The organism is Jiulongibacter sediminis (assembly GCF_001306455.1).
Classification (GTDB): Bacteria; Bacteroidota; Bacteroidia; order Cytophagales; family Spirosomataceae; genus Jiulongibacter; species Jiulongibacter sediminis.
Map to the genome: position 1 here is coordinate 221,086 of NZ_LGTQ01000009.1, position 26,714 is coordinate 247,799.

General features: G+C 40.7%; 25 protein-coding genes. 13 read left to right on the forward strand and 12 right to left on the reverse strand.

Going from position 1 to position 26,714, the window contains the following annotated elements:
- Positions 1-19 precede the first annotated feature (19 nt).
- The 9 genes from AFM12_RS11675 to AFM12_RS11715 all read left to right on the forward strand — a co-directional run bounded on the left by AFM12_RS11675 (position 20) and on the right by AFM12_RS11715 (position 9,489).
- On the forward strand, positions 20-1,408 hold the full coding sequence (locus AFM12_RS11675; protein ID WP_055148384.1) for a Dyp-type peroxidase: 1,389 nt from the start codon (positions 20-22) through the stop codon (positions 1,406-1,408).
- Between the two features lie 6 nt (positions 1,409-1,414).
- Complete coding sequence (locus tag AFM12_RS11680) at positions 1,415-3,007, forward strand: hypothetical protein (RefSeq protein WP_055148388.1); 1,593 nt, start codon at positions 1,415-1,417, stop codon at positions 3,005-3,007.
- A 121-nt stretch (positions 3,008-3,128) separates the two neighbouring features.
- Positions 3,129-3,416 carry a hypothetical protein gene (locus AFM12_RS11685; RefSeq protein ID WP_055148390.1) on the forward strand — a complete coding sequence of 96 codons (288 nt, stop codon included), beginning with the start codon at positions 3,129-3,131 and terminating at the stop codon, positions 3,414-3,416.
- 105 nt (positions 3,417-3,521) lie between these two features.
- Positions 3,522-4,916 (forward strand): hypothetical protein, encoded by a 1,395-nt coding sequence (locus tag AFM12_RS11690; RefSeq protein WP_131458337.1) that lies wholly within the window; start codon positions 3,522-3,524, stop codon positions 4,914-4,916.
- Positions 4,917-5,269: 353 nt separating this feature from the next.
- Positions 5,270-7,069 carry a sensor histidine kinase gene (locus tag AFM12_RS11695; protein WP_055148394.1) on the forward strand — a complete coding sequence of 600 codons (1,800 nt, stop codon included), beginning with the start codon at positions 5,270-5,272 and terminating at the stop codon, positions 7,067-7,069.
- Positions 7,066-7,686 (forward strand): response regulator transcription factor, encoded by a 621-nt coding sequence (locus AFM12_RS11700; RefSeq protein WP_055148396.1) that lies wholly within the window; start codon positions 7,066-7,068, stop codon positions 7,684-7,686. The genes AFM12_RS11695 and AFM12_RS11700 overlap by 4 nt, the downstream gene beginning before the upstream one ends.
- A gap of 119 nt (positions 7,687-7,805) precedes the next feature.
- Positions 7,806-8,495: an iron-containing redox enzyme family protein gene (locus tag AFM12_RS11705; protein ID WP_055148398.1), complete on the forward strand. Its 690-nt coding sequence runs from the start codon at positions 7,806-7,808 to the stop codon at positions 8,493-8,495.
- Positions 8,496-8,509: 14 nt separating this feature from the next.
- Entirely contained in the window at positions 8,510-9,070 is a 561-nt protein-coding gene (locus tag AFM12_RS11710; protein WP_055148402.1) for a GNAT family N-acetyltransferase, read from the forward strand.
- Positions 9,071-9,192: 122 nt separating this feature from the next.
- On the forward strand, positions 9,193-9,489 hold the full coding sequence (locus AFM12_RS11715) for a LytR/AlgR family response regulator transcription factor (RefSeq protein WP_055148405.1): 297 nt from the start codon (positions 9,193-9,195) through the stop codon (positions 9,487-9,489).
- A gap of 10 nt (positions 9,490-9,499) precedes the next feature.
- On the opposite strand, the gene AFM12_RS11720 is transcribed toward AFM12_RS11715, so the two are convergent.
- Complete coding sequence (locus tag AFM12_RS11720) at positions 9,500-10,714, reverse strand: bifunctional alpha/beta hydrolase/OsmC family protein (RefSeq protein ID WP_055148410.1); 1,215 nt, start codon at positions 10,712-10,714, stop codon at positions 9,500-9,502.
- Positions 10,715-10,925: 211 nt separating this feature from the next.
- Between AFM12_RS11720 and AFM12_RS11725 the strand changes: the two genes are divergently transcribed.
- Positions 10,926-13,346, forward strand: coding sequence for a M1 family metallopeptidase (locus AFM12_RS11725; RefSeq protein WP_131458338.1), 2,421 nt, complete (start codon positions 10,926-10,928; stop codon positions 13,344-13,346).
- A 50-nt stretch (positions 13,347-13,396) separates the two neighbouring features.
- Here the strand turns inward: AFM12_RS11725 and AFM12_RS11730 are convergent, their stop codons facing one another.
- Genes AFM12_RS11730 through AFM12_RS11740 form a run of 3 tightly spaced genes read right to left on the reverse strand, consistent with a single transcriptional unit; the run spans position 13,397 to position 17,766 of the window.
- Positions 13,397-14,878, reverse strand: a complete 1,482-nt coding sequence (locus AFM12_RS11730) for an autotransporter outer membrane beta-barrel domain-containing protein (protein ID WP_131458340.1) — start codon at positions 14,876-14,878, stop codon at positions 13,397-13,399.
- 60 nt (positions 14,879-14,938) lie between these two features.
- The gene (locus AFM12_RS11735) at positions 14,939-16,969 is read right to left on the reverse strand and encodes a ComEA family DNA-binding protein (protein ID WP_055148414.1); all 2,031 of its coding nucleotides are present in this window, start codon (positions 16,967-16,969) and stop codon (positions 14,939-14,941) included.
- Positions 16,954-17,766 carry a PorV/PorQ family protein gene (locus AFM12_RS11740; protein ID WP_131458342.1) on the reverse strand — a complete coding sequence of 271 codons (813 nt, stop codon included), beginning with the start codon at positions 17,764-17,766 and terminating at the stop codon, positions 16,954-16,956. The genes AFM12_RS11735 and AFM12_RS11740 overlap by 16 nt, the downstream gene beginning before the upstream one ends.
- 80 nt (positions 17,767-17,846) lie before the next feature.
- Between AFM12_RS11740 and AFM12_RS11745 the strand changes: the two genes are divergently transcribed.
- Complete coding sequence (locus AFM12_RS11745; RefSeq protein WP_055148418.1) at positions 17,847-18,311, forward strand: DUF5362 family protein; 465 nt, start codon at positions 17,847-17,849, stop codon at positions 18,309-18,311.
- 2 nt (positions 18,312-18,313) lie between these two features.
- On the opposite strand, the gene AFM12_RS11750 is transcribed toward AFM12_RS11745, so the two are convergent.
- Positions 18,314-19,420 carry a DUF8457 domain-containing protein gene (locus AFM12_RS11750; RefSeq protein WP_055148420.1) on the reverse strand — a complete coding sequence of 369 codons (1,107 nt, stop codon included), beginning with the start codon at positions 19,418-19,420 and terminating at the stop codon, positions 18,314-18,316.
- A gap of 94 nt (positions 19,421-19,514) precedes the next feature.
- Here AFM12_RS11750 and AFM12_RS11755 point away from each other — a divergent pair, with 94 nt between their 5' ends.
- A complete protein-coding gene (locus AFM12_RS11755) occupies positions 19,515-20,144 on the forward strand; it encodes a thymidine kinase (protein ID WP_055148422.1) in 630 nt (209 codons plus the stop codon).
- Positions 20,145-20,146: 2 nt separating this feature from the next.
- On the opposite strand, the gene AFM12_RS11760 is transcribed toward AFM12_RS11755, so the two are convergent.
- The 6 genes from AFM12_RS11760 to AFM12_RS11785 form a co-directional block, all read right to left on the reverse strand.
- On the reverse strand, positions 20,147-20,443 hold the full coding sequence (locus tag AFM12_RS11760) for a hypothetical protein (RefSeq protein WP_055148424.1): 297 nt from the start codon (positions 20,441-20,443) through the stop codon (positions 20,147-20,149).
- A 20-nt stretch (positions 20,444-20,463) separates the two neighbouring features.
- Entirely contained in the window at positions 20,464-20,826 is a 363-nt protein-coding gene (locus AFM12_RS11765) for a hypothetical protein (RefSeq protein WP_055148426.1), read from the reverse strand.
- 353 nt (positions 20,827-21,179) lie between these two features.
- Entirely contained in the window at positions 21,180-21,866 is a 687-nt protein-coding gene (locus AFM12_RS11770; RefSeq protein ID WP_055148428.1) for an FkbM family methyltransferase, read from the reverse strand.
- A 52-nt stretch (positions 21,867-21,918) separates the two neighbouring features.
- Entirely contained in the window at positions 21,919-22,995 is a 1,077-nt protein-coding gene (locus AFM12_RS11775; protein WP_055148430.1) for a hypothetical protein, read from the reverse strand.
- A gap of 5 nt (positions 22,996-23,000) precedes the next feature.
- Positions 23,001-23,579: a hypothetical protein gene (locus AFM12_RS11780; protein ID WP_055148432.1), complete on the reverse strand. Its 579-nt coding sequence runs from the start codon at positions 23,577-23,579 to the stop codon at positions 23,001-23,003.
- Complete coding sequence (locus AFM12_RS11785; RefSeq protein WP_055148909.1) at positions 23,566-24,126, reverse strand: RNA polymerase sigma factor; 561 nt, start codon at positions 24,124-24,126, stop codon at positions 23,566-23,568. The genes AFM12_RS11780 and AFM12_RS11785 overlap by 14 nt, the downstream gene beginning before the upstream one ends.
- 319 nt (positions 24,127-24,445) lie before the next feature.
- Between AFM12_RS11785 and AFM12_RS11790 the strand changes: the two genes are divergently transcribed.
- Positions 24,446-25,237: a ParA family protein gene (locus AFM12_RS11790; protein ID WP_055148434.1), complete on the forward strand. Its 792-nt coding sequence runs from the start codon at positions 24,446-24,448 to the stop codon at positions 25,235-25,237.
- 3 nt (positions 25,238-25,240) lie between these two features.
- Here the strand turns inward: AFM12_RS11790 and dnaB are convergent, their stop codons facing one another.
- On the reverse strand, positions 25,241-26,701 hold the full coding sequence (gene dnaB, locus AFM12_RS11795) for a replicative DNA helicase (protein WP_055148436.1): 1,461 nt from the start codon (positions 26,699-26,701) through the stop codon (positions 25,241-25,243).
- Positions 26,702-26,714: the final 13 nt, after the last annotated feature.

Consider the following 26,714-nt stretch of genomic DNA (forward strand, 5'->3'; position numbering starts at 1 on the left):
TTGACAAAAAATCAATTCTATGCTGATTAACCAATACAACCCTCAACTACGCTCCGAATTAGAAGCAATTCAAGGCAATATTCTGAAAGGGCACGGCCGGAAATATACGGCTCATGTTTTTCTCAAAGGGAAAAAGGGACAAAGGAACAGCACTGCCTTTTGGATCAGTGAACTTGTAAATAAGGAAGAGTCAGTTGTGAAATCAGGTTATCAGCAACTCAAAGCGAATCACTTGTTTAAAACACAAAAAATTGACGGAGGCTTATTTGGTGGTTTCTATATCAGTTTTGAGGGGTATATTTTTTTGGAAGGTAAGGATAAAGCTCAACGGTTATTCTCCGGGAACACCTCTTTTATAAATGGTATGAAAAGGGCTGCTCTAAATGATCCGGAGCCTTCCAAGTGGGATGAGGTCTATCAGGAGAATTGTCACTTTATGCTATTGCTCGCCGATGATTCTAAATCAACTTTGGTGAATCAGGTAGAAAAAATCAAAAGAGAAACCAGTTCCTTCCTGCAAACGCTTCACATTGAATATGGGAATGCCATATTTAATAAAAACAAGGCAGCCATTGAGCATTTTGGTTATGCTGATGGCATCTCGCAGCCACTTTTCTTCGAGGATGAGTTTGAGAAGTATTTAAATGATCATCGCATAAGAAATCTTAAAGATTTAAAGTTTGATCCAAGAGCTGAGGGCAAGTTGGTTCTGGTTAAAGACAAGTTTGTGGATGAACCCCATTCTAAAGGTAGCTTCTTTGTTTATCGCAAACTGGAGCAGAATGTAAAAGGCTTCAAAAAAGCAGAAGCTGAGCTTGCTGAAAAACTACACTTGATAGGAGTTGACGAGGAAAGAGTAGGGGCGATGATTGTTGGTCGTTTTGAGGATGGAACACCTGTGGAAGTATCAGGGCATGAAGGCATGATGGGTGCTGAACGATTTAATGATTTTGACTACACCTTTAACGGAGAATCTAAATGCCCCTTTCATGCCCACATCAGAAAGACTAATCCTCGCAATACAGAAAAGGAAGCGGCAGATCGGAGAATGGCCAGGCGAGGAATTCCTTTTGGAGAATATAAGCCGGATATACCCATCGATGAAATGCCCATAGGTGGTGTTGGCTTGTTGTTTATGTCTTTCCAGGCCAGTCTGGAAGATCAGTTTGAGCACATACAAAAAAATTGGGCCAATAATTCTGATTTCCCACAAGGAAAGGCCTATGATAAGCCCGGTCTGGATTTGATTATTGGTCAGGGGAAAAGCCTGGCAAAAGGTGCTTATGCCACTGAATGGGGTAACCCAACGTCCATGAAATCAGCAGACTTTAATCATTTTGTAAGCATGAGGGGCGGTGAGTATTTCTTTGCTCCGAGTATGATGTATTTAAAAACAATAAATATTTAAATAGCTATGAATAAGTTTTTGAAATTAATAATACTTCTTTTCGTCGGCAATGCGACATTGGGGCAGGAAGTAGTATTTGATTACGCAGAGTTATCAAATATTAATGTGAAAGATTTAGATGTTAAAGTATCACCTGTGGAATACGGGGGATTTACGAACATCAAAATTAGAAATATTAATACCTTTTTATTTGATGTCAAAATTGAAGGGAAAAATATGAGTCTTAACACTCCAATGCCCTCCGAGTTACAACGATTGTTCAATATTGACGAAGAAGATTTAATTTCTACTCCAGAAAATGCACAAGAGGGTTTAAATAACACAGATGAAGCTATTGAATTAATGACCGAAATAGCTAAAAGTAATGAAACTCCGGAAGTGCTCGCGAACAAGACAAAAGTCTTAATAAAAAAATGTGACGAATATTACAACATGATTAAAGATGTTATCAATGGTATCTCTAATGTGAAAAAGGTAAGAAAAGACTTAATTTCATTGGCAAAATCAAACTTACCTTTTGCTAAAATTCAATCTGAATTTAATTCAATAAAAATACCCGACGAGTCTTCACTTAGCAAGCAGTATGTTATGTTTGAGTTGTTATATTTCAATGTGGAAAGGTTGTATGATGGCTTGGCTGCTGAAAATTCAAAAGCACGGGATAAAGAATTAGAAAATTTAATAAATAAGTATAATGCAGCCGTATATACTCAAAAAATGGCTTCAAATAAGGCAAGGGAACAGGTAAAGAGCAAAAATCAAAAAAGCAATATAGACGAAGACGAAAAGCTCAGATTAGATATGCTACATCTAAACTTTCAGCATGACAGTTCTAATGTTGTAAATAATTTTAAAAAAATAGAAGAGAAAATTGCCGAAGCTACTGAAAAAATTGAAGAGGGTTATCACTTGTTAGAAAGCGAGACCTACCTTTCCTATATAAATGATGTATCTAATTTAAAAAGAGAATTAAAAGAAGAAGAAAACTTTACAGTTTTATCTCCGCTTATCCAAATGGATGCCGACTACGCAGTTTTTAAGATATCAATTACTCCAGGGGCTGGTGCGGGTACAGGGCCAAAACTAAGAGCGATGAGCTGGGAAACCCACATCCCTGCCAAGGGTGGTTGGAAAGTTGATTTCAGCATGGGACCTATTATTTCATTCGGTACCGAATCTAATGACGAAAATGTTTATTTAGAGGATGTTATTCCAGATTCGCTATCAAATCTTGGCGTAAACTTAAATAAAAACGCCATGAAGCCAAGTTTAGGAGCATTAATGCATTTCTACCCCAGGACGGGTAAAACTAGTGCACTAGGAGGTCTTTTTGGGATAGGGGCTGGTTTTCAGACTATTTCAGATATCGATTTAAGAGTATTTGGTGGCTTAAGTATGGTGCTGGGTAAATATGAGAAAGTCATGCTCAATGCCGGAATCAGTTATTTAAGAGTCAACAGATTAAAAGAGCCACAATATGAATTGGGTAGAAACTATTTAACTTCTGATCTAACTGTCAATGAGATTACAGAAAAAGTATTTCGACCTTCTCTGTTTTTTGGGATATCATACAATCTGACAAACAGGATTGAACGGTAGTTCAAAGAAGTCCGCGTTTTTCTACAACTATAAATAAAGTTGAAAATCTTTCTATCTGATATTTATACATGGTGCTTCCACTTGATTAAATAAGTGAATTCAAAAAAATAAATCTGATAAAATGACAAAGAGCCAATTTTTTATTGGGGCCATATCTTTCGCCAGACAGGATAAAGTGGTTAGCAATTGGTTTGAAAGAAGAGATTCTGATGAAACAGTTTCTTTGAGGTCCATACGAGTAGATTTAGATCGATCGAATGAAAATCATCATATATTCAGGATACAGGCAGACTATAAAATTCTGAAAGGTGATTTTACACGAAAGGAAGATCTTTTGATAGAGGTAAATCTTGACAGAAGAACTAAAAAATTTGTGGAAACAAGAGTTAAAGCTGTGGAAGAATTGTGAAAGTAGCCCTTCGAAAATAATTTGATATGGAAAAAATATATGACCGACTGTTTTGAATAAGATTTTATCATCAAACCATACCTAGCAGAAAAAAGAAATGTTCAAATGAGTAACTACCGAGGTACCATAAAAAGGTTGATTGATGAACCCGAGACTTTTGGTCTCCTACAGATGAAAGTTCTAACCAAAGCTATTGATAATGGCAGGCTCGATAAAGATGTCATTCGGAAAACTACGCTTAGAGTACTAGATTTGGTAGAAGGAGGAATTTACAAGTCTGCTGCTGGTGAGGGTAAGATTGGTAGTCTGAATAGATACACAAATGCGGTAAGGCAAAAGAGCTACTGGAAATATTTCAGAGAAGTAAGTTCCTCAAAAAACAAACAGAAAGATTTAAAACGTGTTGTGGCTGAAGGAGATTCCTGGTTTAATCACCCATTTCTCTGTGATATATTGGAAGTGCTAAATCTTGAAAATAATGTATCTGTTTATAGTATGGCCTATGCAGCCGACTGGCTTCAAAACTATATTTACGGTGGTGAGTATATTGAGGGTTTATCCCTGATAAAACCAGATGCTTTTCTGGTAAGCGGGGGAGGTAATGATCTGCTGGAGGGACAAAAGTTGGGTTTGTTTATAAGGCAACCCTCGTATAGTAAATCCATTCAGTGTACAACAGATTATCCGGATGACTCAGATTATTATCTTAAAATTTTGAGTCATTTCCCTACGAACGATTCTGAATTAGTAAGAGGGTATAAATATCTCAATAAGGCATTTATTAGCCAGGTAAAGTTGATGATTTGGTCTTATTATTTCATGTTTCATAACATAAGAAAGAAATACAAAACTTTACTGATCATTACTCAGGGGTACTCTGAGGCCATTCCAGCTATGGCAGCCAAGAATCTTTGGTTCTCTTTAAACTACTTTTATAAAGGTCTTCTTAATAGACTTCAAAACAACGGCAATTGGATAGAAAACCCGCTCAGAAATTCTCAAATATATGATGTGAAAGACATGCGGTGTGTTTTAAAAGCTATGATTCATATTTTTAATGAGTCACTAATTAGTCTTGCCAAAGATGGCGGTTTTGACAATTTGGTACACGTCGATAATCGAGGCTTAGCTACCTCAAATGATTGGTTTGATGAAATGCACATGAAAAGTTATCGGAATTATCAGATAGCTAAAGTCTACTCAGCGATTATTAAGGGAGACTTGCCTCCGATTTCATCATACAGAACAACTGAACTTTTTTCTAGTGGTGCTCTTAAGGCGGATACCTTTATTCAGTTCTTCGGAAGAATGACTACCACAAAGAATTTTATGAATTATATTAAATGGAGTCTAGGTCTTTTTTTTGTGGTGCTAATTCTTTTGATTTTCTGCTTGGGTATTAAATGGCAAAATTCATTTTTTGTGTTTGTACCTTTAGGAATAGAATTATTGAGAAGATTTATTTTGTCCAGTTATATTCTCTGGAATCTGAAGAATTAAGTTGGAGTTATAAAACCTCACTCTATCCTGACCACCCCAATCCTATCCTTCCCTCAAAAACATCCCGATTCTCAGGACTAATCATATGGGTAGAAACTTAAAGGATTGCTTTGGTGGCCAATCGGAAGCAACTATCGGTGCTTAGGGAGATGCCTTGGGTTCTTAGGTTTTCCGTGAGGTAGGTGTCACCTTGGTAGCCTAGAGCCAGGTCGCTGTTATTGGCCATGAAAGAAGGGCTTCCCGGACTCGGAAATCCGGGTCACAGTTTCTTAAACCTCCTTGGAAACAAAAATTTCCAATTCCTCTCCCTTTCCAATATATTTATCCTGTGAGCTCATCTGCCCCACCTGCACATGATAAAATATATACCGCTGCTGCTGCTTCTCACCTCCTGCACCCTGAAAGATCAGCGGGTGATCAATGCCTTTGGGAAAGAGGTGGAGGTAAAGAACGTGGAGTATTTTATTGATCAGCAAGGGGGTTTAGACTTTGGTCATATAAAGGAACTGAAAGAGTTTCGGCCCTACACCGAACCAGAGATCAATTTCGGGCATTTGAGGCAGCCCGTTTGGGTCAAAATTGATCTTGAAAATAAGACTGTGAATGAAAAACAGGCTTTTCTGAGTTCAGATCAGTTTATTCTGGAAGATGTCCGTTTCTGGCATTTGAGTGATTCCACATGGCAGATGGAAAGCTCTGGCTGGGGCCGTCCAATCAGCCATCGGCAGTTACCGACTTATCTTCATGCCTTTGAGTTTAAATTGGCTCCGCATACTGTCAGTTCAGTTTATTTCAGAGTGAAGAATGTGTACCAGGTCTTGCGTCTGCCACTTATGCTTTACGACCGGCAGGGTTTTTACGGGCATCATAACACTTCCCTCATTGAAGACGGGCTGGTGATTCTGGCTTTGATCACTTCCATTCTCTTTAGTATTTATAACCTGGTTTTTACGGCTGAGTATCGCAAAACTTTAGTGCTTTATCTCGTTTATGCCGTCAATTTTCTGCTGTTCTACACGCTGAGAGTGGCTTCTCCTGCATTTATCAGGGAGCCGTTTCCTATTGAGCTTAACTATCTTATTAATATTTGCATTTTCATCAGCACGTATACTTTTCTGCGGTTTGCGGTGTCTTTTGTCAATATTAATAGAAGGCCCGAAAATAAGTTTCTCGTCACCACTATCGATGTCCTTTTCGGAGCTACCGTTCTGGTTTCTCTGTTCCCTTCACAGGAAGGAAATCAGCTTTTCTTTATCATAAAACTGGCCTTTTTTGTATTCAATATTCTGTACCTCATCTGGTATCTGTTGAATAGCCTGAAAGAAAATGTGCTTGCCCGTCTCTACATCGTTATGGCCATGCCCTTGGTTTTGTCAGGCCTAATTGAAGGACTCACCAATGTTTTTGGAGTTATCAAAATACCCAATCAGTTTTTTGAGGCTTTTAGACTTTCCATTTGTTTGGAAATGCTCTTCATTCTTTTTGCTTTGATTTATCGTGAGCGTTTTCTGAGCAAAATTGTTGAACAAAAACTCAAAGACACCGAGCTGCAGCTGGCCAATGCCTATATCGAGATTCAGGAAACGGAACAAAAACGTATCGCCCGTGATTTACATGATGATTTGGGCGGAACGCTCTCCACGCTCAAAAGGAAGGTTTTTGATAAGCTTTTGCATCTGACCAGTGATGAAGATCAGCTTGAGCTTACCCAATTGGCTCAGAGGGCAGGGGATGACCTACGGAGAATCTCTCATGCCCTGATGCCTCCTAATTTTGAACGAACCGGTCTGGTGGATTCTATTCGGGAGTTAATCAAATTCAATAAAGGGCCTGGCAGAAATTTTAAGTTTGGAGAACATGGCAACCGGGTCGAGTTGCCTGCCAAATCAGCTCTACATGTGTATCGAATCTTCTCTGAAATTCTTCAAAACATCAATAGACACAGCAATGCCACCGAGGTGCATGTGCAGCTTGTTTGGTCAGAGGAAGAATTATCACTAATTGTGGAAGATGACGGAAGTCAATTCGTTGACAATGAGGAAGGTCTGGGGATGAAAAACATGCGAATGCGAGCCGATTATTTGAATGGAAAGCTTAATTTTGATTCTAACAAATCGGGGTCCACCATCATCCTTGACGTTCCACTGCAATGAAAAAAAGAATTCTTATCGCCGACGATCACCAGCTTTTCGGTGAAGGCCTCAAAGAGTTGCTCTCCAAACAATCTACTTTTGAGGTAACTGGCCCTTTGAAAGAACGCGAAGAAATTATTCAGGGTGTTATTCGACTCAAACCACACGTACTTTTATTGGATATCAATTTGGGTAAAACCAATGGCATTCTACTCGGCCGCGACCTCAAGAATAGCTATCCCGGAGTCAAAATCATCATGCTGACGATGTACGAAGACGAGAAGTTTCTCAAACAAAGCAAGCAGTTTCAGATGGATGGCTATTTGCTGAAAGATTGTGAGACGTCTGTATTGCTTTCGGGTATAGAAAAGGTTTTGAACGGAGGTACCTGTTTCACGGAATTTGAATCTCTTACTGAGGACCAAAACATCGGCAAAGATAATTTCATGGCTCGTTATCAGCTGAGCACCCGCGAGCTGGAGGTGATGCATCAGTTGAGGCATGGTTTCAATAATCAGGAAATCGCCGAAAATCTCAATCTCAGTTTTCATACGGTGAAGACTCATCGTAAGAATATCTATATGAAACTGAATGTTAGCAATGTGGCTGAGTTGATTGTAGTGATGAATAAATTCTGAACCACCGTTAAATTACCCTTTCTTTCAGTGGTTAAAACACCCCGTTAAACCCGTACTTTCAGCCTGTTCAGGCCTACGGTTCTTCTTGAAATTTGAACTATCAAATCAAAATCGAATTTATGATAGCTCAAAACGACACTCTAAAAACCAGTCTTGATTTCATGGATCAACTGGCCCTTCGCGTTGAGAATGCCAACCTCTTCTTCGCAGAAAAACTCAAAAAGAATTTCTCAGAGACAGGCCTTAAGCCTGAGCAGTATATCAGGTATTTGCAGATGCAATATCACCTGACCAAGGGTGTTCAGGATACATTTATGGCGATTGCTTCGCACAGTGAAACCCGGGCCTATAAAAAGCTTCGGAAGTTTCTGATCAATTTTGCTTTCGAGGAGGAAATGCATTACAAGCTGGCCGAGAAAGATCTCAAAAATACCGGTGCTGGTACAGGCGATATTCCTTTTCCGGTAGAGCTTTGGTGGGCCTATCAGCGGCAGGCGGTTATAGAGAAGCCGATGGAGCGACTTGGTGCCACAGCTGTGCTTGAAAACGTGGGGAACTTTGCGGCTCCCATCATCAAAGACTTACTGGGCTCTGCGGATTTTATTCATAAAAGGAATACCACGTTTACACAGGTGCACATGCACGAAGAGTTACCTCATGGCGATCAGATTCTGGATGCCCTGGGAGCTGAAAACTTCTCAGAAGTACATCAAGCTCAGCTTTTGAGCGGAGCTGAAAAAGCCACATGGCTCTATGCGTCAACTATTTTCGACTGGATCATTAAAGGTGAACTGACTCTGGTTTACTAACAACAGAATGTGCCATGATTATCAAAATTGCAGATTCAGAAAACGAGCTGGAAAGGGTGATGAAGTTACGGTATGAGGTCAATACGCTTGAGCTTCAAAAAGACTTTCTTCCCAAAGGTTTTGAGCCTAAAGACCGTCATGCTGTTCAGTTGCTGGCCAGCCAAAATGAGCAATTGCTGGGTTGCCTGAGATATCGGATGCCGGATTCTTCTGATGATTTGACAGAGGAGTGGGGAATTCGGCACAACCTAAAAATTGCCATTACAGATCGCCTTGCTGTTTTACCGAAGTACAGGAATAGTCGGGTGGCCTATTTACTGATGTTGGCTGTTTATAAACAGGCACTGCTTTCTGATGCCAAACTGGCCCTGATTGAAACAGAAGAGCATTTATTGAAGATGTACCGTCGTTTGGGCTTTATGCCATATCGTGAGAAGCAATATGCGTTTGGTAAGCGGTTTCAATTGTTTATTAATCCATGGGATGTGAAGCGATTGACAGAACTGAACAGTCCCTTTGCATCCGTTTATGAAAAGTATATGCAAGAGCTTAAGGACTTTGCACAAGTGGCTTAGCGGAAGAATACCCCAAACGGGGTATTGGATTGGCGTATGGGGCACCATATCTTTGAAATTCGCTACTGAGTGAGTCTTTCCCTCTGCTGAATCACAAGTCTTTTCAATAATCCATATAAACCATGAAACTGTCAGAAATCAATAATCCTGAAGAAATTGTCTTCCTCAAAGGGGTGGTAAACTACACCGAGTTATACCTCGACAACGGGACAGTCGAAGTTTCCTGTACCACCTTAAAGCGGTATGAAGAGAAGCTTTCTGGTTTTCTCAGAGTGAGTAAGTCGCATTTGGTGAACCCCAAAAAGATTGTCAATGTAGCAACATTAGCTGGTCAGCGTTATGTTGAACTTAGAAGTGGAAACCGTGTTCCGGTAAGTCGACGAAAGAAGTCGATCATAAAAACGGCTCTTGGCATATAAGAATCGCCTGTTAATCAATTATCTCAGTGTTTATTTGAGTTGTGGTAATCAAAGTTCTGTGCACCGGACATTTTGAAGCGATTTCCTTAAGTCTTTCACGTTGCGAAGCATCCAAATCACCGACAAGCTTCAGTTTTTTCTCAATAACATCAATCTTTTCATTTCGATCAGACTTCAAATCTTCCACATGCTTTCTGCTGTGACTCAAATAAACATAGACCTCCTCTAGAGGCCACTTTTTGCGTTCTGCGTAGAGTTTGAGGGTCATGGCCGTGCAGGCTGCGAGAGCTGAGTTGAGTAGTTCATATGGGCTTGGCCCAAAATCATCACCTCCCACACTTGCGGGTTCGTCAGCGATGATGGTATGTTTGGCGGTTTGAATGGTGGTGGTAAAATGATCCTCTTCCAGATCAAGATGGCCAACCACCTGCTCACCATACGTATCAATGACCTTCAGGGGTTTTGCGGGCAAAAATTTATCAACCCACGTACCGATCATTTTACCCGAGTAAACAGAGTCTTCTTTTTTGCTGAGCAAATGATCAGCACCATCCAGCGAAATGAAGCTTTTGGGGTGGTAAGCATGATTGTAAATTTCTCTGGCGTTTTCAATGCTCACAATCTTATCCTGAGGAGAGTGTAAGATCAAAATTGGTTTACGCATTTCTTTCAAAGTTGACTTCACCGATTGGCGGTCAAGCTCCTCAAGAAATTTGGCGTCAATGGTGAAAGGTCTGCCTCCAATATTAATTCTTGTTTCCTGTTTATGGGTAAGTTCTTCGCGAGCTGTTTCAAAAAGATGTTCAACGTGACTGGTCTCTGCCGGAGCACCAATGGTAGCTATTGCTTTTATATTTTCAAGTTTTTGCCCGGCTATAATGACCGCTGCACCTCCAAGTGAATGGCCAACCAGTAAGCTGGGAGCCTGAAAGTGCTTTTCCATATAGGCTGATACATCGATGAGATCCTGAACATTTGCAGAAAAGTGGCTGTCTTTAAACTCGCCCTCGCTTTGCCCCAGGCCAGTAAAGTCAAACCGAATAACCCCGAAACCATAATTAGCGAGCTCTCTGCTGATATTTCTGACCGCACTCAGGTCGCTGGAGCAGGTGAAACAATGAGCAAAAATGGCATATCGCCAAGGTCTTTCATTGGCTGGTAACTCCAAAGAAGCCTTTAATTCAATACCCTTGGAGTTGACAATTGTAAGGTGGTTTGATTTCATGGATTGATGAGGTTTTATTGTGAATGTACGATTTCTTTTCTTTACGGGTTCTCTTTGAACATTTGGTGACTGGTACCCTTTCCTCCCGATTCAAAAGGCTTCATTGTATAAAACTGTCAGAAAAGAATGAAGTTCTGACGTTTTGACTTCTCACACTTTGTTTCAATTGAATTGTCACTTAAATTGCTGACTTACTTCAAATCAATAAACAATGACCAGAACTTTCTTTTGGGCTGTAGAGAATAAGTCAACAGCCAACAGAAAGGGTGTTTACCCTAAAATTATCGCTCTACTGAGCCTTTTACCTGTCTTTACATCCTTTATTGCAACTGCCCAGCTCCAATCAAACCGCGTTTTTGAACAGCTTGGAACCGAGCTACCTACTCCTAATACCTACAGAACTGGCTCTGGTGCTCCGGGGAGAGACTATTTTCAGCAAAAAGCGGATTACTCAATTAAAGTAGAACTAGACGATGTTAACCAACGAATTATTGGTGAGGAGGTTGTGACCTATTACAACTATTCACCTGATCCCCTTAGTTATATCTGGGTGCAGTTGGATATGAATATGTTCAAAGACAATTCTATCAATGCACTTTCTAAAACAGGAGGAATTGATGAAAAGATGACCTCTGGGCAATTGTCCGGTCTTCAGTCGGCAAACTCAGTTTATGGAGATGTGGATAATAGTCGCGAGCGAGGTTATGATATTAAGTATGTCAAAAATATGGCTGGTCGTGATTTAAAGCATACCATAAACAGCACCATGATGCGTATCGATTTGCCTGAGCCATTGACCACGAATCAATCGGTTCAGTTTCAAATAGCCTGGAGCTATAATATGGCTGATTATTACGGCCGTTCGGGCTATGAATATTTTGAGGAAGATGGCAACTATAATTATTTCGTAGCCCATTGGTTCCCAAGAATGTGCGTGTATGACGATGTCAACGGCTGGCAAAATAAGCAGTTTGTTGGAAATGGAGAGTTTGCATTGGTTTTTGGAGATTATGAGGTGGAAATCACAGTGCCCGATGATCACGTTGTAGTAGCCACCGGCGAATGCCAAAACTGGGACAAGGTTCTGACCCGAACTCAGAAAAAAAGACTGGATGAAGCTTCAAAAGCCACAGATCCGGTATTGATCGTTACTCAGGAAGAGGCTATTGAGAACTCCAAAACCAAGTCGGACAAAAAGCAAACATGGAAGTACAAGGCCAGCAATGTTCGTGATTTTGCCTTTGCCTCATCAAGAAGATTTATCTGGGATGCAATGCAAACCGATGTTTATGGAAACGGCCGTAAAATCTGGAGTATGTCTGTCTACCCTAAAGAGGGAAATCCGCTGTGGGGACAGTATAGCACTAAAGTGGTAGAGCATACGCTTAAAACCTATGGTAAATCAACCATCGAATATCCTTATCCGGTAGCGATAAGCTGCCATGCTACTCCCCGCGGAGGCATGGAATACCCAATGATCAGTTTTAATGGCGGTCGCCCTGAGGCAGACGGGACCTATTCAGAAAACGTTAAAAGAGGCATGATTGGAGTGATAATCCATGAAGTTGGTCATAACTTCTTCCCGATGATCATCAACTCAGATGAACGCCAATGGACATGGATGGATGAAGGACTGAACAGTTTCTGCCAGTATCTTTCTGAGCAGGAGTGGAGCCGCGATTTTCCTAGCCGCCGTGGTGAGCCTAAGAATATTGTTTCATACATGCGATCTGACCCCAGTCAGATGCAGCCTATTATGACAAACTCTGAACAGGTGATTCAGTTTGGAAATAACGCCTATGGTAAACCGGCAACGGCACTGAATATTTTGAGAGAAACGGTAATGGGTCGTGAGCTTTTTGATTATGCTTTTAAAGAGTATGCAAAAAGATGGGCCTTCAAGCACCCGAAACCTGCAGATTTCTTCCGTACGATGGAAGACGCCAGCGGTGTAGATCTTGATTGGTTCTGGAGAGGCTGGTTTTATACTACCGAGGCTGTAGATCAGGATCTGGCGGAAGTGGAATGGTTCTCACTGGATACCCAAAACCCTGAAATTGTTAAGGCAGAAGGCCGTGCTGAGCACGAAAAAGACACCGAGACCATAGCCAACATCAGAAACAGAACGGATATTCCGCAAACGGTGGAAGAAGCCGATGAGAAGTATCGTGACTTTTATTCTTCTTATGATCCATACGAGGTGACTCCGCAGGATAAGCAACGTTATGAGGCCTATCTCAAAACCCTTTCTGAAGATGAACGCAAACTCGTGGAAAGCGGAATGAACTACTATGCCTTGAAAGTCAAAAACAAAGGAGGGCTGGTGATGCCATTAATCGTGAAAATGGAATTTGAGGATGGCACTGAAGAAGTTGTTCGTTTCCCGGCAGAAATCTGGAGAAAGAATAATATTGAAATCACCAAGACGATTCCGACAAAGAAAAGAGTGAAGAAGTTTGTTTTAGATCCGTATCAGGAGATTGCTGACATTGATGATTCGAATAACGCTTTCCCGAGAGAGCCGGAGAAACCAACACGTTTCCAACTCTATAAGTCATCGTCAAGAGCTTCTACAAACCCAATGCAGGAAGCCCGTCAAAACGGAGCAGCTGCTACTCAAGGGGCAGATTAAGAAATTAGAAATTTTGTAAAGAGAGCATGGCTTAACCGGCCATGCTTTTTTTATGGGCATCCGCCAATTTCGGTTTCGAAAACGGTGCCTGGCGTGATGAGTGTTCCAAACCCATTTCCATTTGGTTCAATAAGGATAGAGTTTGAACGAAGAAATACGTGCCCTCCAGGAGAATCAAAAGTTGAACCAGAAACTTTTATAAGGGTTTCGGCTGTCCGACTAATACTTTCATTATAGGTCGAGGCATTCAGTTCTATAACATCAGGGCAGGCGTCCCCAAGTTTTATTAGCCAAAAGTCTTTCCCGCCATAATTGCCTGTAAGGTTTCCATCAGAGGAGTTGGAATATCCACCAACTAAAATGTCACCAGTATTCGTCTTTATGATAGATGAAGCGATATCAGACCCTGAACCACCAAATACAAGTTCGTTTATTGGGCTACCAAAAAGCACTTCTGTAGAATAAATATTTGGAACTATGGGGTCAGAATTGTTCATAAAAGTGCTATCGGAATATGTAGTACCTAGAATTACAGTTTTTTCATTCTGAAAGTCAAAGAACATATCAGCCGCATATTCCAGGCTATCTCCACCAAATAAGTTATTCAGGTCTCCGGAAGGGTTGAGGTCCATGTTGGTAGAATAAAGCCAAATGTCTGAAGTACCGTTGAGTGAACCAGCACCTGTATTGTTTGAGTATGTTGTTGATAGGACTATCAGGAAGCTACCAAAAAGACTTTGTCCTATTATTAAGCTTCCGGCCTCTTCATTGGCACTCCCTCCGATAAGTTTTGTTGATATTTCGGAACCAGTAGCATTGATTTTTAATAAGAATAAATCATTGCCGCCATTAGAAACAATTCCGTTAACTGAAGGAGAGTCACTCGTGCCTAAAACATAATAGAAGCCATTTTGCTCTAAAATGTCGGATGGGACTTCCTCACCACTGCCCCCAAATGTATTATCCCATATTATTGTACCATTATTACTATTAAGGTTTACAACTCTAAGGTCTAGTCCGGTGGTGGGGCTAGTTTCACTACTTAAAAAAAGGATTGTTCCAGAGCTTGTTTCAATTATTTGACCCGTTTTGGTAGGATTTCCGTCATAGCTTTTCAGTATATTTTGAGAACCGTTCGAGTTTAATTTTATGAGCCAGGTTCCTGTTTTATCAAAATCAAAGTTAGTTGAACCTGATTTGCAAAGCACGGCAACTCCTCCCGAGGATAAAGCTGTTAATCCAATAATACTGTCATTGGCTGAACCTCCATAGTTTTTTGTCCATGCCAAAGAGCCATTCGAATTAACTTTTGCAATAAAAATATCAGAACCGCCATTATTTCCCGGGACATCATTGGAGTTCGAAAATGTTGTACCGGCTATATATATTTCGCCGAGGCTATTTTGGCTTATTTTTAGGTCGAAGTCATCCCCACTGCCACCAATATTTTTCTGCCATTGCAGGGCGGGCGTCTGCGAGAGAGCACTCAAAGTTCTCACCACCAGTAGCAAGGTTATTATTATTCTAAGCACGATTCTATTTGAGTTACCTTTACAAAACTCAGGAATTTCACTGAAAGTATATGTCTTATCCTAAAATTTATACCTGATTTGTAGTTTTAAATCACTCCGGTGTGGAGCTTCTATTTCATTATATCCACTGCTTATGGTTTCTGTATTAAGAAGTGAAGTTCTTGCTATACGAAACCATAAATCAATATTTCTGTTAACACTATATCTGCTGACCAAATAGAGACGAGTTCCTGTTCCAAAATAGGCCGGAAAAGAAACGGTATATAAAACGTCATTCTCGTAGGCGTAAATTCTGGAGTTATAGTCGTCGGTCTTGAAAAGAGCAATCCGTGTTTTGAGCTGGAGTTGGCCCACGGCACCTTCTATATCCTGAATAAGAGCAAATCCGTTTGAACGTGTCAGGCCATAGTAGAGAAATGAATTGTATTGAAGTCTTGTTTGCGATTTGAAGTTTTTACCAAGGCCTGTTTCAAAATGGGCTAAAAGGTTTTGTCGATAACTGTCTGTTAAATAGTCTGTTGTGGTTTCGTTATTCGGAGAGTTTCTCTGTTTGCGTTCTCTATGATATTGCGTGTAAAATATCCATTTTTTTGTTGGTTTGAGAGTAAACCTCAACAGATAATCGTCTCCATCAGATGGTGCATCCACCAAATATCTAAGCCATGGGAATTTGTATTTATCATAGAAGGCTGAGAATGTAATTCCTCTCTTCGGACTGTATTTCAGACCCGTGTACATTCCTTTTTCGTTAATATTTCGACTGGCTTCGCCAAAGGCATTGGCATAGAAACTATGGAAATCGCGATCATAATTTCTCAGATTCAGAGCCCATTCTAATTGAGGGCTCAAAGAAGCCACAAAGCCACCAACCGCCCCGATACCACCACTTGATGAGCGGGCAGCTTCACCAAAGAAGTTGAAGTTTTGCCAGCTATAGCTAAAGTTTGGACCCGCAACAATGTTTTGGGTTCCTTTGAATTCGTGAAGAGCATATTCACGAGGATTTCTCTCAATTTGGTTTCCAAATGTGGTATTCAAAACCGTAAAACCAATATGCCCGCCATTCAGTCTGAATTTGGCATTGAGCCCGTAGTTTTGCTCAGGAAGAACCCCTTTTTTTGCTATTTCTGCCTCTGTTCGGTGTAAACCGGCGATGAGTATGGAGCTGAAAACATCTTCCCGCTCTTCTACACTTGTATTAAGACTGGCGTCTCTTTTAGTGTAAGAAGCAAAACCGGTGAGCTGAATTTGACCAAAGTCATAGCTGGCTGCTGCACCGCGTAAAAAGCCGCCTTCGAGCACGGAGTTATGTGGCCGTATGCCCAAATCACTTCTGCGAGTGGTATAAATCGGTTCTCCACCTTTGCCCGCAGCATACCCACCAGAAAGTATTAAACCCTGACCAAACTGTAACTGGTAATCACCCAGAATCATATTTCGCAGTTTGCCTTTGTTCTGAAGCTGAAAATGGAAAGTCGTATAGTCTGCCAGGTTGGGCTCTCCCTGATCTTTTTCCATAATAAAACCCAGGCTAAAATCTTTGGGATGCTGCAGCCGATAGCGAGCATAAATCTTTTGAGGACTACCGAGAAAAATACTATCCGTGTACCCGCGGGCTTTCTCCAGGGTTTGTTCTGCTCTTATAACAAAGAAGTGATCGGTAGCCCTACGGTAAATTCCTTTTATGTCATTGCTCTGCAATTTTTGAATTATTCTTACGAAAGGAAGCAGGTTTTTAATGGTCTCCTGATCAAAATTCTCAACACTTTGCAATTCGTAAAGGCTTAATAAATTTCCGTATTTGGTTCTATGCTGAAGCAGACTTTGGATTTGAATTTCAGATAGAACATAAAGGCTTCTGAGTTCTCCGGCATCAGCCTTATTTATATCTAGAGGGTTGAGGTAAAATTGAAGTATGGCTTCATATAAATCCTCGTAATTGGCATCTTCCTGCTGTGTGGCAGCCAGTTTTTGAATAAATTCATCCAGTTCAATTACAGGCTGGGGGACCTCTTGAGCGTAAATTTTGCTCAAAAGGAAGAAAGCGAGCAGGGGTATGTAATGCCTAAGCTTTCTCATTTCTTCTGCCATCTGAGGTTTAAACTGATATGATGAGAAAGCCCCAGAGCGGGATGGGTATTGGCGGCATAGTCTATTTGCCATTGTTTATACGCATAGCCTATTCCAAAATGGTTGGTCTTTATCTGAGTATTGATTCCAGTTCTTAGGAACAAGTTTTCTTTCATAGCATATTCTAAACCAGCTCTGAAGAAAGGTTTATGCTGCAGAGTGTACGCTGTCTCCGCAGAAATGGCCACTTGTTTAATAGGTAAAAAGGCTAGTCCAAGTCTTAGAGTAGTGGGGAGTTTTTGACCATCAACCAAACGTGCACCTGTGAGATTCTGGGCATGGAAACCCATATTTACTTGACTATGAAGCTTGGCCATGACACCAAATTCAGTGAGCAAAGTAGCCGAGGATGTAATGTTTTCAGCGTAGGATCCGAGGTAAGATGCTTTAATACCTATTGAAACCAGACCGGTATTTTTTGAAACGGCAAGGCCTGCCTTGTTTTCATTATAGAGTCTGTCTCCAAACCGCTCTGCACCGGCGGCGATAGTTAATCCTGACGTTTGAAACGAGGCCGAAAGAGAAGCAGTTGACAACCCTGCGATGTCAAAACGAGAGTCAAAGGAGCTGTTAACATAGTTTTGTTCTGCAAATGATAATCCAGCCGGGTTATAAAAGAAAGATAATTCATTGGGTAGTGCAGTCATGGCGTTACCCATCCCCCAGCTACGTGCTCCTACGGGACTCAAAACCGTAGTTTGAGCCAAAACAGAAAGCGGCAGAAGAAGTATGGATAGTATGATGTTGAGTGGTTTCAAAATGTTGAACTAAAAATAGCAGAACATTTTCAAATTTATAGCCTATCATTGTTGTCAATATTCAACTTTAACTAAGCACAATGATAGAAACACTCTATTTTTCAGAATCCATCAAAAACAATATTTTAAAGGGAGCCAGGTGGGCCAAATTTCTGGCGATTTTAGGTTTTATAGGTACTGGTTTTATGGTTTTAGCCGCACTGGCTATGTATGGAGCTATGAGTTTTATCGGCTCTGATATTTCCCGTTTTGATCAAATGAGACCAATGGGGAGCTTTTTCAAATTTATGCCATTACTATATTTGGGGATGGCTGCAGTCTATTTTTTCCTATGCTTTTATCTCTTTCAGTATGCCACAAAAAGCACGAATGCTGTCATAAATGATGACCAATCAGAAATGGAGTTGGCTTTTACAAATCAGTTTAAAATGTATCGTCTTGTGGGTATAACTACCATAGTGACCATAGTTTTATACGCACTTATTGTGATAAGAATGATGACTTTCGCCTCGCAAATGGCAGGATCCAATATTAACTCAATATAGCCCTAGGCAAATTTCCGCTCCAGATGAGCATAAAATTCACCGGCTTCTTCTGATCCTGCTTTCCATTGAAATTGCTTTACAGTATTTTGCTCAAGGTGATTAATGGCTTGATCATAAGACGAGTAGGTCTCAAGAGCTTCTAATGTTTGATTAAAGGCGTCCAAATCTCCCGCAAAAAGATTTCTAACAAAGAGGTGTCTCTGATTAAAAGAGATGCCTTCTTTCAGGCTGCTGATTTTTTTCTTTTGGTGCAGATCCAGTAAATTTTTGGTATTCTCTGAGATGATTCGCTCATTCAGTGTGACTGATGTACCACTGTGTTTTTCGTTTAGGCGAGCCATGGCTTCTTCCTGGAGAGCTACAGGTTTATCTATCTTCACCTTGACAGGTATTGGCTTAGCCGGTATTTCAGGTAGAGGCTCTTCCGTTGGTTTTAAACGGACTGGGTTAGTAGAGGCAGATCCATTTAGAGCTTCATCAAAAAAAGAAGTTTTTCCTGCCGCTTTTCCCACGTAAAGCGGAAGTATATTGTTGAGGTCTGCAAGTAAGTCTGATGGATCCTCAGTTCCTTCAGAGGCGATGATTTCTTTAAGCCATTGAATGGCCTCGTTGGCAAACACATTGATGTCACCGGTTTTTTCTCCCAGTTTGTTCAAAATGTGTTTATTGAATACGAAATACTTTGAGTTTTTGTCAATCCAGGATTTACTGAGCTTAAAGTCAGGGAGATTTCTCAATTGACCCTCAAAAAAGGCTTGAGGTTCGGCAGCAAGCTGTAAGGTATCAAAAGTTGCCTTACTCAGAAGGCTTTGGAAAGTCTTTTGGTTGACTGAAATATGACGACTCAGTACATTCATGAAACTCTCTAGAGCTTCTTTCACTTCCGGGTTTGAGTAATCAAAAAACGGACTTTTCAAACGCGTATTTTCTTCCTGCCATTTATCGTAAAGGTTTTTGATAACCAGAAGATTAAGCTGTTTTATTTCGCTGATCTGAAGCACTTCGGCTCCACTGATACTTTCTTTGTTTTTGAAAAATTCATCGCAGAGTAGTGAAGCAAACTGTTCTGCGTATTGCTGGGCATCAGCCGAATTCCACTTGTAGGTCATTATCAAAATGTCTTTTTTTGTAGGAGTAAGCACAATTGTACAGTAAAGGTACAAAATTTGTGCATTTCATAGACAACGAAGAAAATCAGATTTTATGTTTCTGGAGCCAAAAAGTGGGAAAGCATCTGAGAAAAAATCAGGATGGGTAGAGGTAATCTGTGGCTCTATGTTTAGCGGTAAAACGGAAGAGCTGATCAGAAGGCTAAACCGGGCCAGAATTGCAAAACAAAATGTTGAGATTTTTAAGCCGGGTATAGACACCCGTTATGATGAGGAGGATATTGTTTCTCATAACCAAAATTCTATTCGATCTACTCCGGTAAATGCTTCGGGCGAAATTTTACTTTACGCAGGCAATTGTGAAGTAGTAGGGATAGATGAGGCTCAGTTTCTGGATTCAGGAATAATAGATGTTGTAAATAAACTGGCAGCTGGCGGAAAGCGGGTAATCATCGCAGGTTTGGATATGGATTCCACCGGTGCTCCTTTTGGGGCAATGCCTCAACTTATGGCGGTGGCTGAATATGTCACGAAGGTGCATGCTATTTGTGTGCAGTGCGGAGATATTGCTCATTTTTCATACCGTAAGGTCAAAAATGAAAAACAGGTGATGCTAGGTGAGCAGGAGAGCTATGAAGCCCGCTGCAGACGTTGCTATCACCTGTCTGATAAATTACCGGCTGTACCCGCACCCCCTGCTAAAGAAAACGAGACGGCCGATTAATTCTATTTCTGAGAATAAGGCCTTTTGTAGTTTCGCTTTGAGGCCGGCGAGGTGGTAAGAGCTACTACCAGCGACTTGCTTTTTCTATTTGGTCTCTTATAGTTTTTACTTACTTCTTTGGTGATCTCTGACCCGTAAGGGTTGCCTTTCCACTCCTGTCTTACAGTAGCCTTGGCTTTGTAGTTTCTTGAATTTCTCAATGGGTTCATACTTTCTTCTATTTCCTGGGCGAAGGCTCCTCCTCCGGTTATAATAACTGCACTTAATGCTTTGCTTACGATTTTAAATAGTTTGTTCATTTCTTTAATTGTTTTATGGTTTATGCTGCTGCTTTTGGGTAATAATAAGCGTGGAAAACCGGACGCATATGAATCATTTCTTCCAGCTTTCGCTGAGCCGGATTAAACATCTGATAGTCCTCTTTTGCCAGATTTTTCAATACATTCAGCAGGTAGAACATAGAGTCAGGGTTAGTGGTGAAATCTTTAAAAGTGAACTTTATAAATTCATCTTTCTCTTCTCTTTTAATAAAGAGAATGAGATAAAGATCTACACCATCTATATGGCTGATCGTCTGGTTTTTCCCAAATGTGGCCGGTGTGATTTTCTGGTCAGCTAAAAAGTCCAGAATCTCAACCGCCTCATTGCTGATGTACAGATTATCTGTGAGTTGTTTTTCCATGCTTATTAGATTAATGAAGCGTAATTGCTTTGAACAAAGATAATAAGCTCAATTTTAATTATTCAAAATATAATATGGAAAAAAAATTATATAACGAATAATAAATGGAAAATATCAAATATTTAAAATTATTTAAAATATTATTTTGCAAAAGTTCCTCAATGAGCAATTGAGAGGTCATTTTAGAGGAGGTAGCCAATGAAAATACTTTATCAAGGCTATTTTTAAAATAATGTATGTTTTTGGGGGCTAAATCCGTACTTTTGGGAAATATTCTTCTAATCAGAGGTTATTTTTACCTTCAGGGAGCTCTTTTTAGAGTGAGCTTTAATTGGAAGGATTTAAAAAACGGGCTAGGGAAGAGCCATGATTTCAGTGTCGCCGGTCTCAGACTCGGGCTCCAATACTTCTATCTTATAGTTTTCTCCTTTAAGAAATTGAAGCACAGACCGATGAAGTTCGTCGCTGTGGGTGGCAATTAACATTTTTGGTCGGTACGTAGAGATGGTTTCCTGACAACCTTTAATCACCTCGATTTCGCCACCTTCCACATCGATTTTTATAAAATCAGGTTTAGGCAGTTTTTTGTTTTGAACCCATTGGTCTATATGAATCATTTCCACTTCGAGATTTCCGTAGTCTGAAACATGACCTGTAGCTGAGCCGGTCTGAGTGTTAAACCGAACAGTACCTGTTTTATCGCCAATGGCATAAGGAAATAGCTGAACGCCCTGGGTATTGTTCAGTTTCATATGTTTTTCGAAAAATTTGCGGTTTGCCGGACGGGGCTCAAATGAAAAAATATGATCTGATTTTTGACTTGCCAGCAAAGAGAAATAACCAAAGTGAGCACCGATGTCAAAAAAGACGTCATCTTCTTTAAAGTGCTCTAGAAAAGCCTTGGCTTTGTAAGTCTCAAAACGCCCTTTGATGAATTTTGACCCGGAGGTGGCGATCCATTTTTTACCTTGTAAAGGACCATCCTGGATTCTTACGACGATACCACTGAAGAGTTGTTTGAAAAAGTGCTTTACAGACATTACGGGGCGTTTAAGCCTCAAAGGTACACCAACCTGTTAAATTTTGAAATGCTTATTTCACTTCTACACGGCCGTAAGAAGAGGTAACCCGTACTTTTGTGGCATTGGTTTCAGTGGTAGTACCAATGAGCATTCTCTTTTCTGCGTCGTTGCCGGTGGTAATATAATGGACCTTTGGCTGGTCTTTCAATACCAAATCAGTGTTTCGGGTATTGGTGCTGAGATCATAGCGACCCTTTACACATAGCGGAAGCTCAAGATTGGTGTGAGAGCTCTCAATCTCCAGTTTGTCTACGTCAGCCATAATTTCTCCAAGGATAAACTCCTTGGCATATTTGACCTGGAAGCGGCAGCTTTCGCTCACTTTATCAATATGACCTGAGCCATATGAGGTCTTCATGTCCACATGATCAGCCATCAGCACTTTGACGTTACCACTGGTGTTGGTCATGACCACATTCTCAGCTTTATCAATGAGCAGGGCCGTTTGCCGTGCGTTCAGCTGTCCGCCTTTCATTGACTTGATAAAACCCTTACCAAAATTAAGATCGATGACAGATCGCTCATTTTTTAAATGATCAGCGAAGAGGTTGCCATAGTTTTGATGGAGGTTTAAAACAGATAAAAATCGGGGGATATAAACATCACCATGGGAGTTTTCCACGGTCAAATCATGACCCTCAGGCATCCATACCTCGTAATCAACTCGGAGGAAATTACGTTCTTCTTTATCATCACCTCCATTGATATTATTTTCAAAGGCCGAAGCGAGGCATTGGAGATCTGTTTTGAAATGAATTTCACCATTTACTTTTTCAGAGTGGATCTTTACAATCTCCAGAAAAGCCTGAACTTTCTTTTCGGAAGGGGCATTGGCTGTAATTTCAATATTGACTTTCACTTCTGGTTTTTCCCAGACTCTGACCTTTACATCACCAAAATGATTCTCAATATGTACCGGTTCATGGCCACTCAGGTGGTGCGTATGCGTTATTGATTTTTTCTTTTCAATCAGATTTTCAGGAACCTCATTATGGCCGACATGTAATTTTATACATTCCTTTTCTTTTGCCTGAAGACCAAAATTCAAAAGGAGTAAACCTAATACAATTAAAATTTTTGCTTTCATACGACTTATACAAATTGAACAGGGACTTCTTCTTCCATCTCAAATGGAGAAAGTACCATGTCGTCTTTTTCCTGTTCTTGTTCTTTTTTGATAACATCAAGTTGACGATCAAGTAGCTCTAGCTGCCAGTTCAGGTTCTCAATCATCTGGTCCAGAATAATTTCCTGATTTGGGTTATTGGGCAGCTCATTTTTTAGTTCTCCGTAACTTTCGTCAAGGGCCTTAAGGTCTTCATTAAACTGCTCAACCAGACCGGGGTTAACATCCTGAAAGGTATTCAGTTGTTTTTTCTTTTCATTCACAGAAGAACTGAAGCGAACCATTTCCGCACCATATCTCGGACTGAGGTTAATGATCTCTTTATGCTCTTTAATGGGTCTGGAGTATTTACCAGCCACATAGCCCAGGCTCAATAGAATAGCTACTGATGCCGCTATGCCCATTCTAAACCAGGGTTTTGATTTCAGGGGGATGGTACCTCCAGCATTTAATCCCAGCTCTATTTTGTCCCAAAGCCCCTCAGAAACCTCAGCGGTATCAAAAGAACGGCGATTATTTTCTATGAAATCTTTAAGCTTGTCCATCTCTTATGATCTGTACTAATTTCTTTTTTGCTCGCATATATTGTGTTCTGGAGGTGCTTTCGCTGATTTCCAGAAAACCTGCTATTTCTTCATGATCGTACCCCTCGAAAAGGTACATATTTAAAACGGTGCGGTAGCCATCAGGCAGCATTTCCAAAGCCCGACTTACGGTTTCAACTCTATATTCAAGTTCGCTCTCATCAATTCCCAAACTTTCAGGCTCCTCTATTTTATACTGATGATCTTCTATATCCACCAGTTCCAGCTTTTTGGCTCTCAGGTGATTTATAGATTTATTGACCACAATTTGCTTCAGCCACAACCCGAACGATGATTCCATTCTGAATGAATGAATTTTAGTAAATGCATCAATAAACGCCTCCTGCAGTACATCTTCAGCCTCTTCCTGCTGTTTTACAAAACGCAAACAGGTATTCAGCATGGCTCGTGAGTAAAGCTTATACAATTTGTATTGAGCTTGTCGGTCGCCATGTTTACACCTTTCTACTAATTCTGTGTTTTTTTCTATGTAAACCTTGGGTGTCAAATTTCTCGGCACCTCTACCCGCACGAGGGATTCTTTATTTATCGATGTTTTGGTTTCTGCTCGGGTGTTCAGAACGACCTCAAAACTACAGTGAAGAGAAACCAATAGAAAGAGAATGTTGCATAAGCGGTGTTATTTTGTGATGAGAGAAATGGTGGAATTTAACTTCAATAAAATCAGTTAGTTATATACCGAAAAACAGGGGAGGTGATGAGGGTTAGCTCAATTTTTTTTTCTGTTAAAGTGGATAGAAATATGTTTTGTAAACCTCGTTTTCTATAAAATCTATCTACTTTTAAAGTTCAATTTTGCTTTCTGAATGATACCAAAAGTTATAGCAGTTTCTAACCAAAAGGGCGGTGTAGGTAAAACCACAACAAGCGTCAATCTTTCTGTGGGTTTAGCTATGCGTGGCTATAAGGTTCTTTTGATTGACACGGATTATCAGGCATCGTGTACGGTAGCTCTTGGTATTAATATGGAATATGATAATCGAAGCATTTATGCCGCATTGGTTGATTTAGCTCCTATTCAGGATTGTATCATTTCCTCTGGTAGAAAGAACCTCGATTTGATTCCATCCACGCAACACCTTGTAGGGGCAGAAATTGAATTAGTGACCGTCACCAATCGGGAATTTATATTAACCGAAAAGCTTGAGGTCATTAAACCGCTCTATGATTTTATTATTATTGACTGTCCTCCTTCACTAGGTATTGTGCCGGTAAATAGTCTGGTAGCGGCAGATTCGGTTCTTATTCCACTTCAGTGTGAGTATTTCGGTTTGGAAGGGCTGGAGATGTTATTGGATACCATCAAAATTATTCAGAAAAGACTCAAACCTGAACTTTACGTGGAAGGTATTCTCATGACCATGTATGATGAAGAATCAGATTTGTCCCGCAAAATGATAGCTTTGATGCGATCAAATTTCGGGGATGATGTATTTGATACCTTCATTCCGCGTGACTCTGATTTTATTGATTCAACCGCCAGCCAGATTCCAGTCATTGCCTCAAAGAAAAGTAACTCGCCCGGCCTCCAGGCCTACCATCGCCTTATCCTTGAGTTGTTGGAAAAGTATAATTTGAAGAAGAGGAAGGTATCCTAACTCCTACATATCATTCGCCTTACTTCCGATCGTAATGCCGGTTTGTTGTTCATATTCCTCGGCTGAGACGTGGAAGCCATCGAATTCGGCGAAGCGAGTGTATTTACCAATGAATCGCATTTTGACATCTTCAGTACCGCCGCTTCGGTTTTTGGCGATGATCATTTCGGCGTAGCCTTTAGTACTGGTCCCGTCTTCCAGAGAATCAATATCGTAATATTCAGGTCTGTATAAGAACATCACCACATCAGCATCCTGTTCAATGGAACCTGATTCTCTGAGGTCAGAGAGTTGAGGGCGTTTATCACCACCTCTTGTTTCCACCGAACGGCTAAGTTGTGAGAGGGAGATTACCGGAACATTAAGTTCTTTGGCCAGAGTTTTTAGTGATCTGGAGATTGCGGCAATTTCCTGTTCACGATTCATACCCTGCTTGATGTTTCCGGCGGTCATAAGTTGCAGGTAATCAATGATGATCATCTTGATATTATGAAAAGCCTTGAGACGACGGGCCTTTGTTCTCAGCTCCAGAATAGAGAGTGCAGGGGTATCATCCACATAAATTGGAGCTGTGGATAGGTTGTTTAATCTGGAGTGTAGCGAGTGCCATTCGTCTTTATCGAGCTCTCCTTTTCTAAGTTTTTGACTGTCAATCTCCGCCTCGGCCGAAATTAAACGAAGCATCACCTGCTGTGCCGACATTTCAAGCGAAAAAAGAGCCACAGGCAAATGGAAATCAATAGCTGCATTTCTTAATGCAGAAACTACAAAGGCAGTTTTTCCCATCCCTGGTCTGGCTGCAATAATGATGAGCTCAGTATTATGAAAACCACCGGTAATTCGGTCTAATGACGGAAAGCCGGAAGGCACATTGCTGTGTTCAGCGTTTTGGTCAGATTTATTTTTGATTTCCTCAAGTGTTTTCTGAACTACGGCACTCAGCTCGGGAATATTCTTGTTAAGGTTACCCTCCTGAATTTCGCGAAGAGATTGCTCAGTGGAATCCATCAGTCCGTAAACATCGGTGGTGTCTTCGTAAGCTTTATTTTTTACGACGTCCAGTATTTTGACGATGTTTCTTCGGATGGCGTATTGTACAATAATGCGGGCATCCTGCTCAATATGGGCCACGGTAGAGTTGGCCATGATTTTTGAGACATAAGAAGCTCCGCCTACAAACTCCAGTTCCCCATTTTGACGAAGCTGATTGGTTACCGTGAGTAGATCAATCGGTTCTGTTTTACCGAACAGAGCCAGAATGCTTTGATAAATAGCAATATGCCGTTCATCTTGAAAGCTATCTGATTTAAGAATGTCAATAACTGAGGTAAGTGCATCCTTCTCTTTGATAATTCCGCCGAGAACATTGGCCTCCAAAGCCTGCACATGCGAAAGCTGCTGAAAAAGCACGGGCTCTCTCGTTGGCCTGATATTGGGCTGCAATCTTCGGTTTTGTTTGGCCATTTCGGGCTTATTT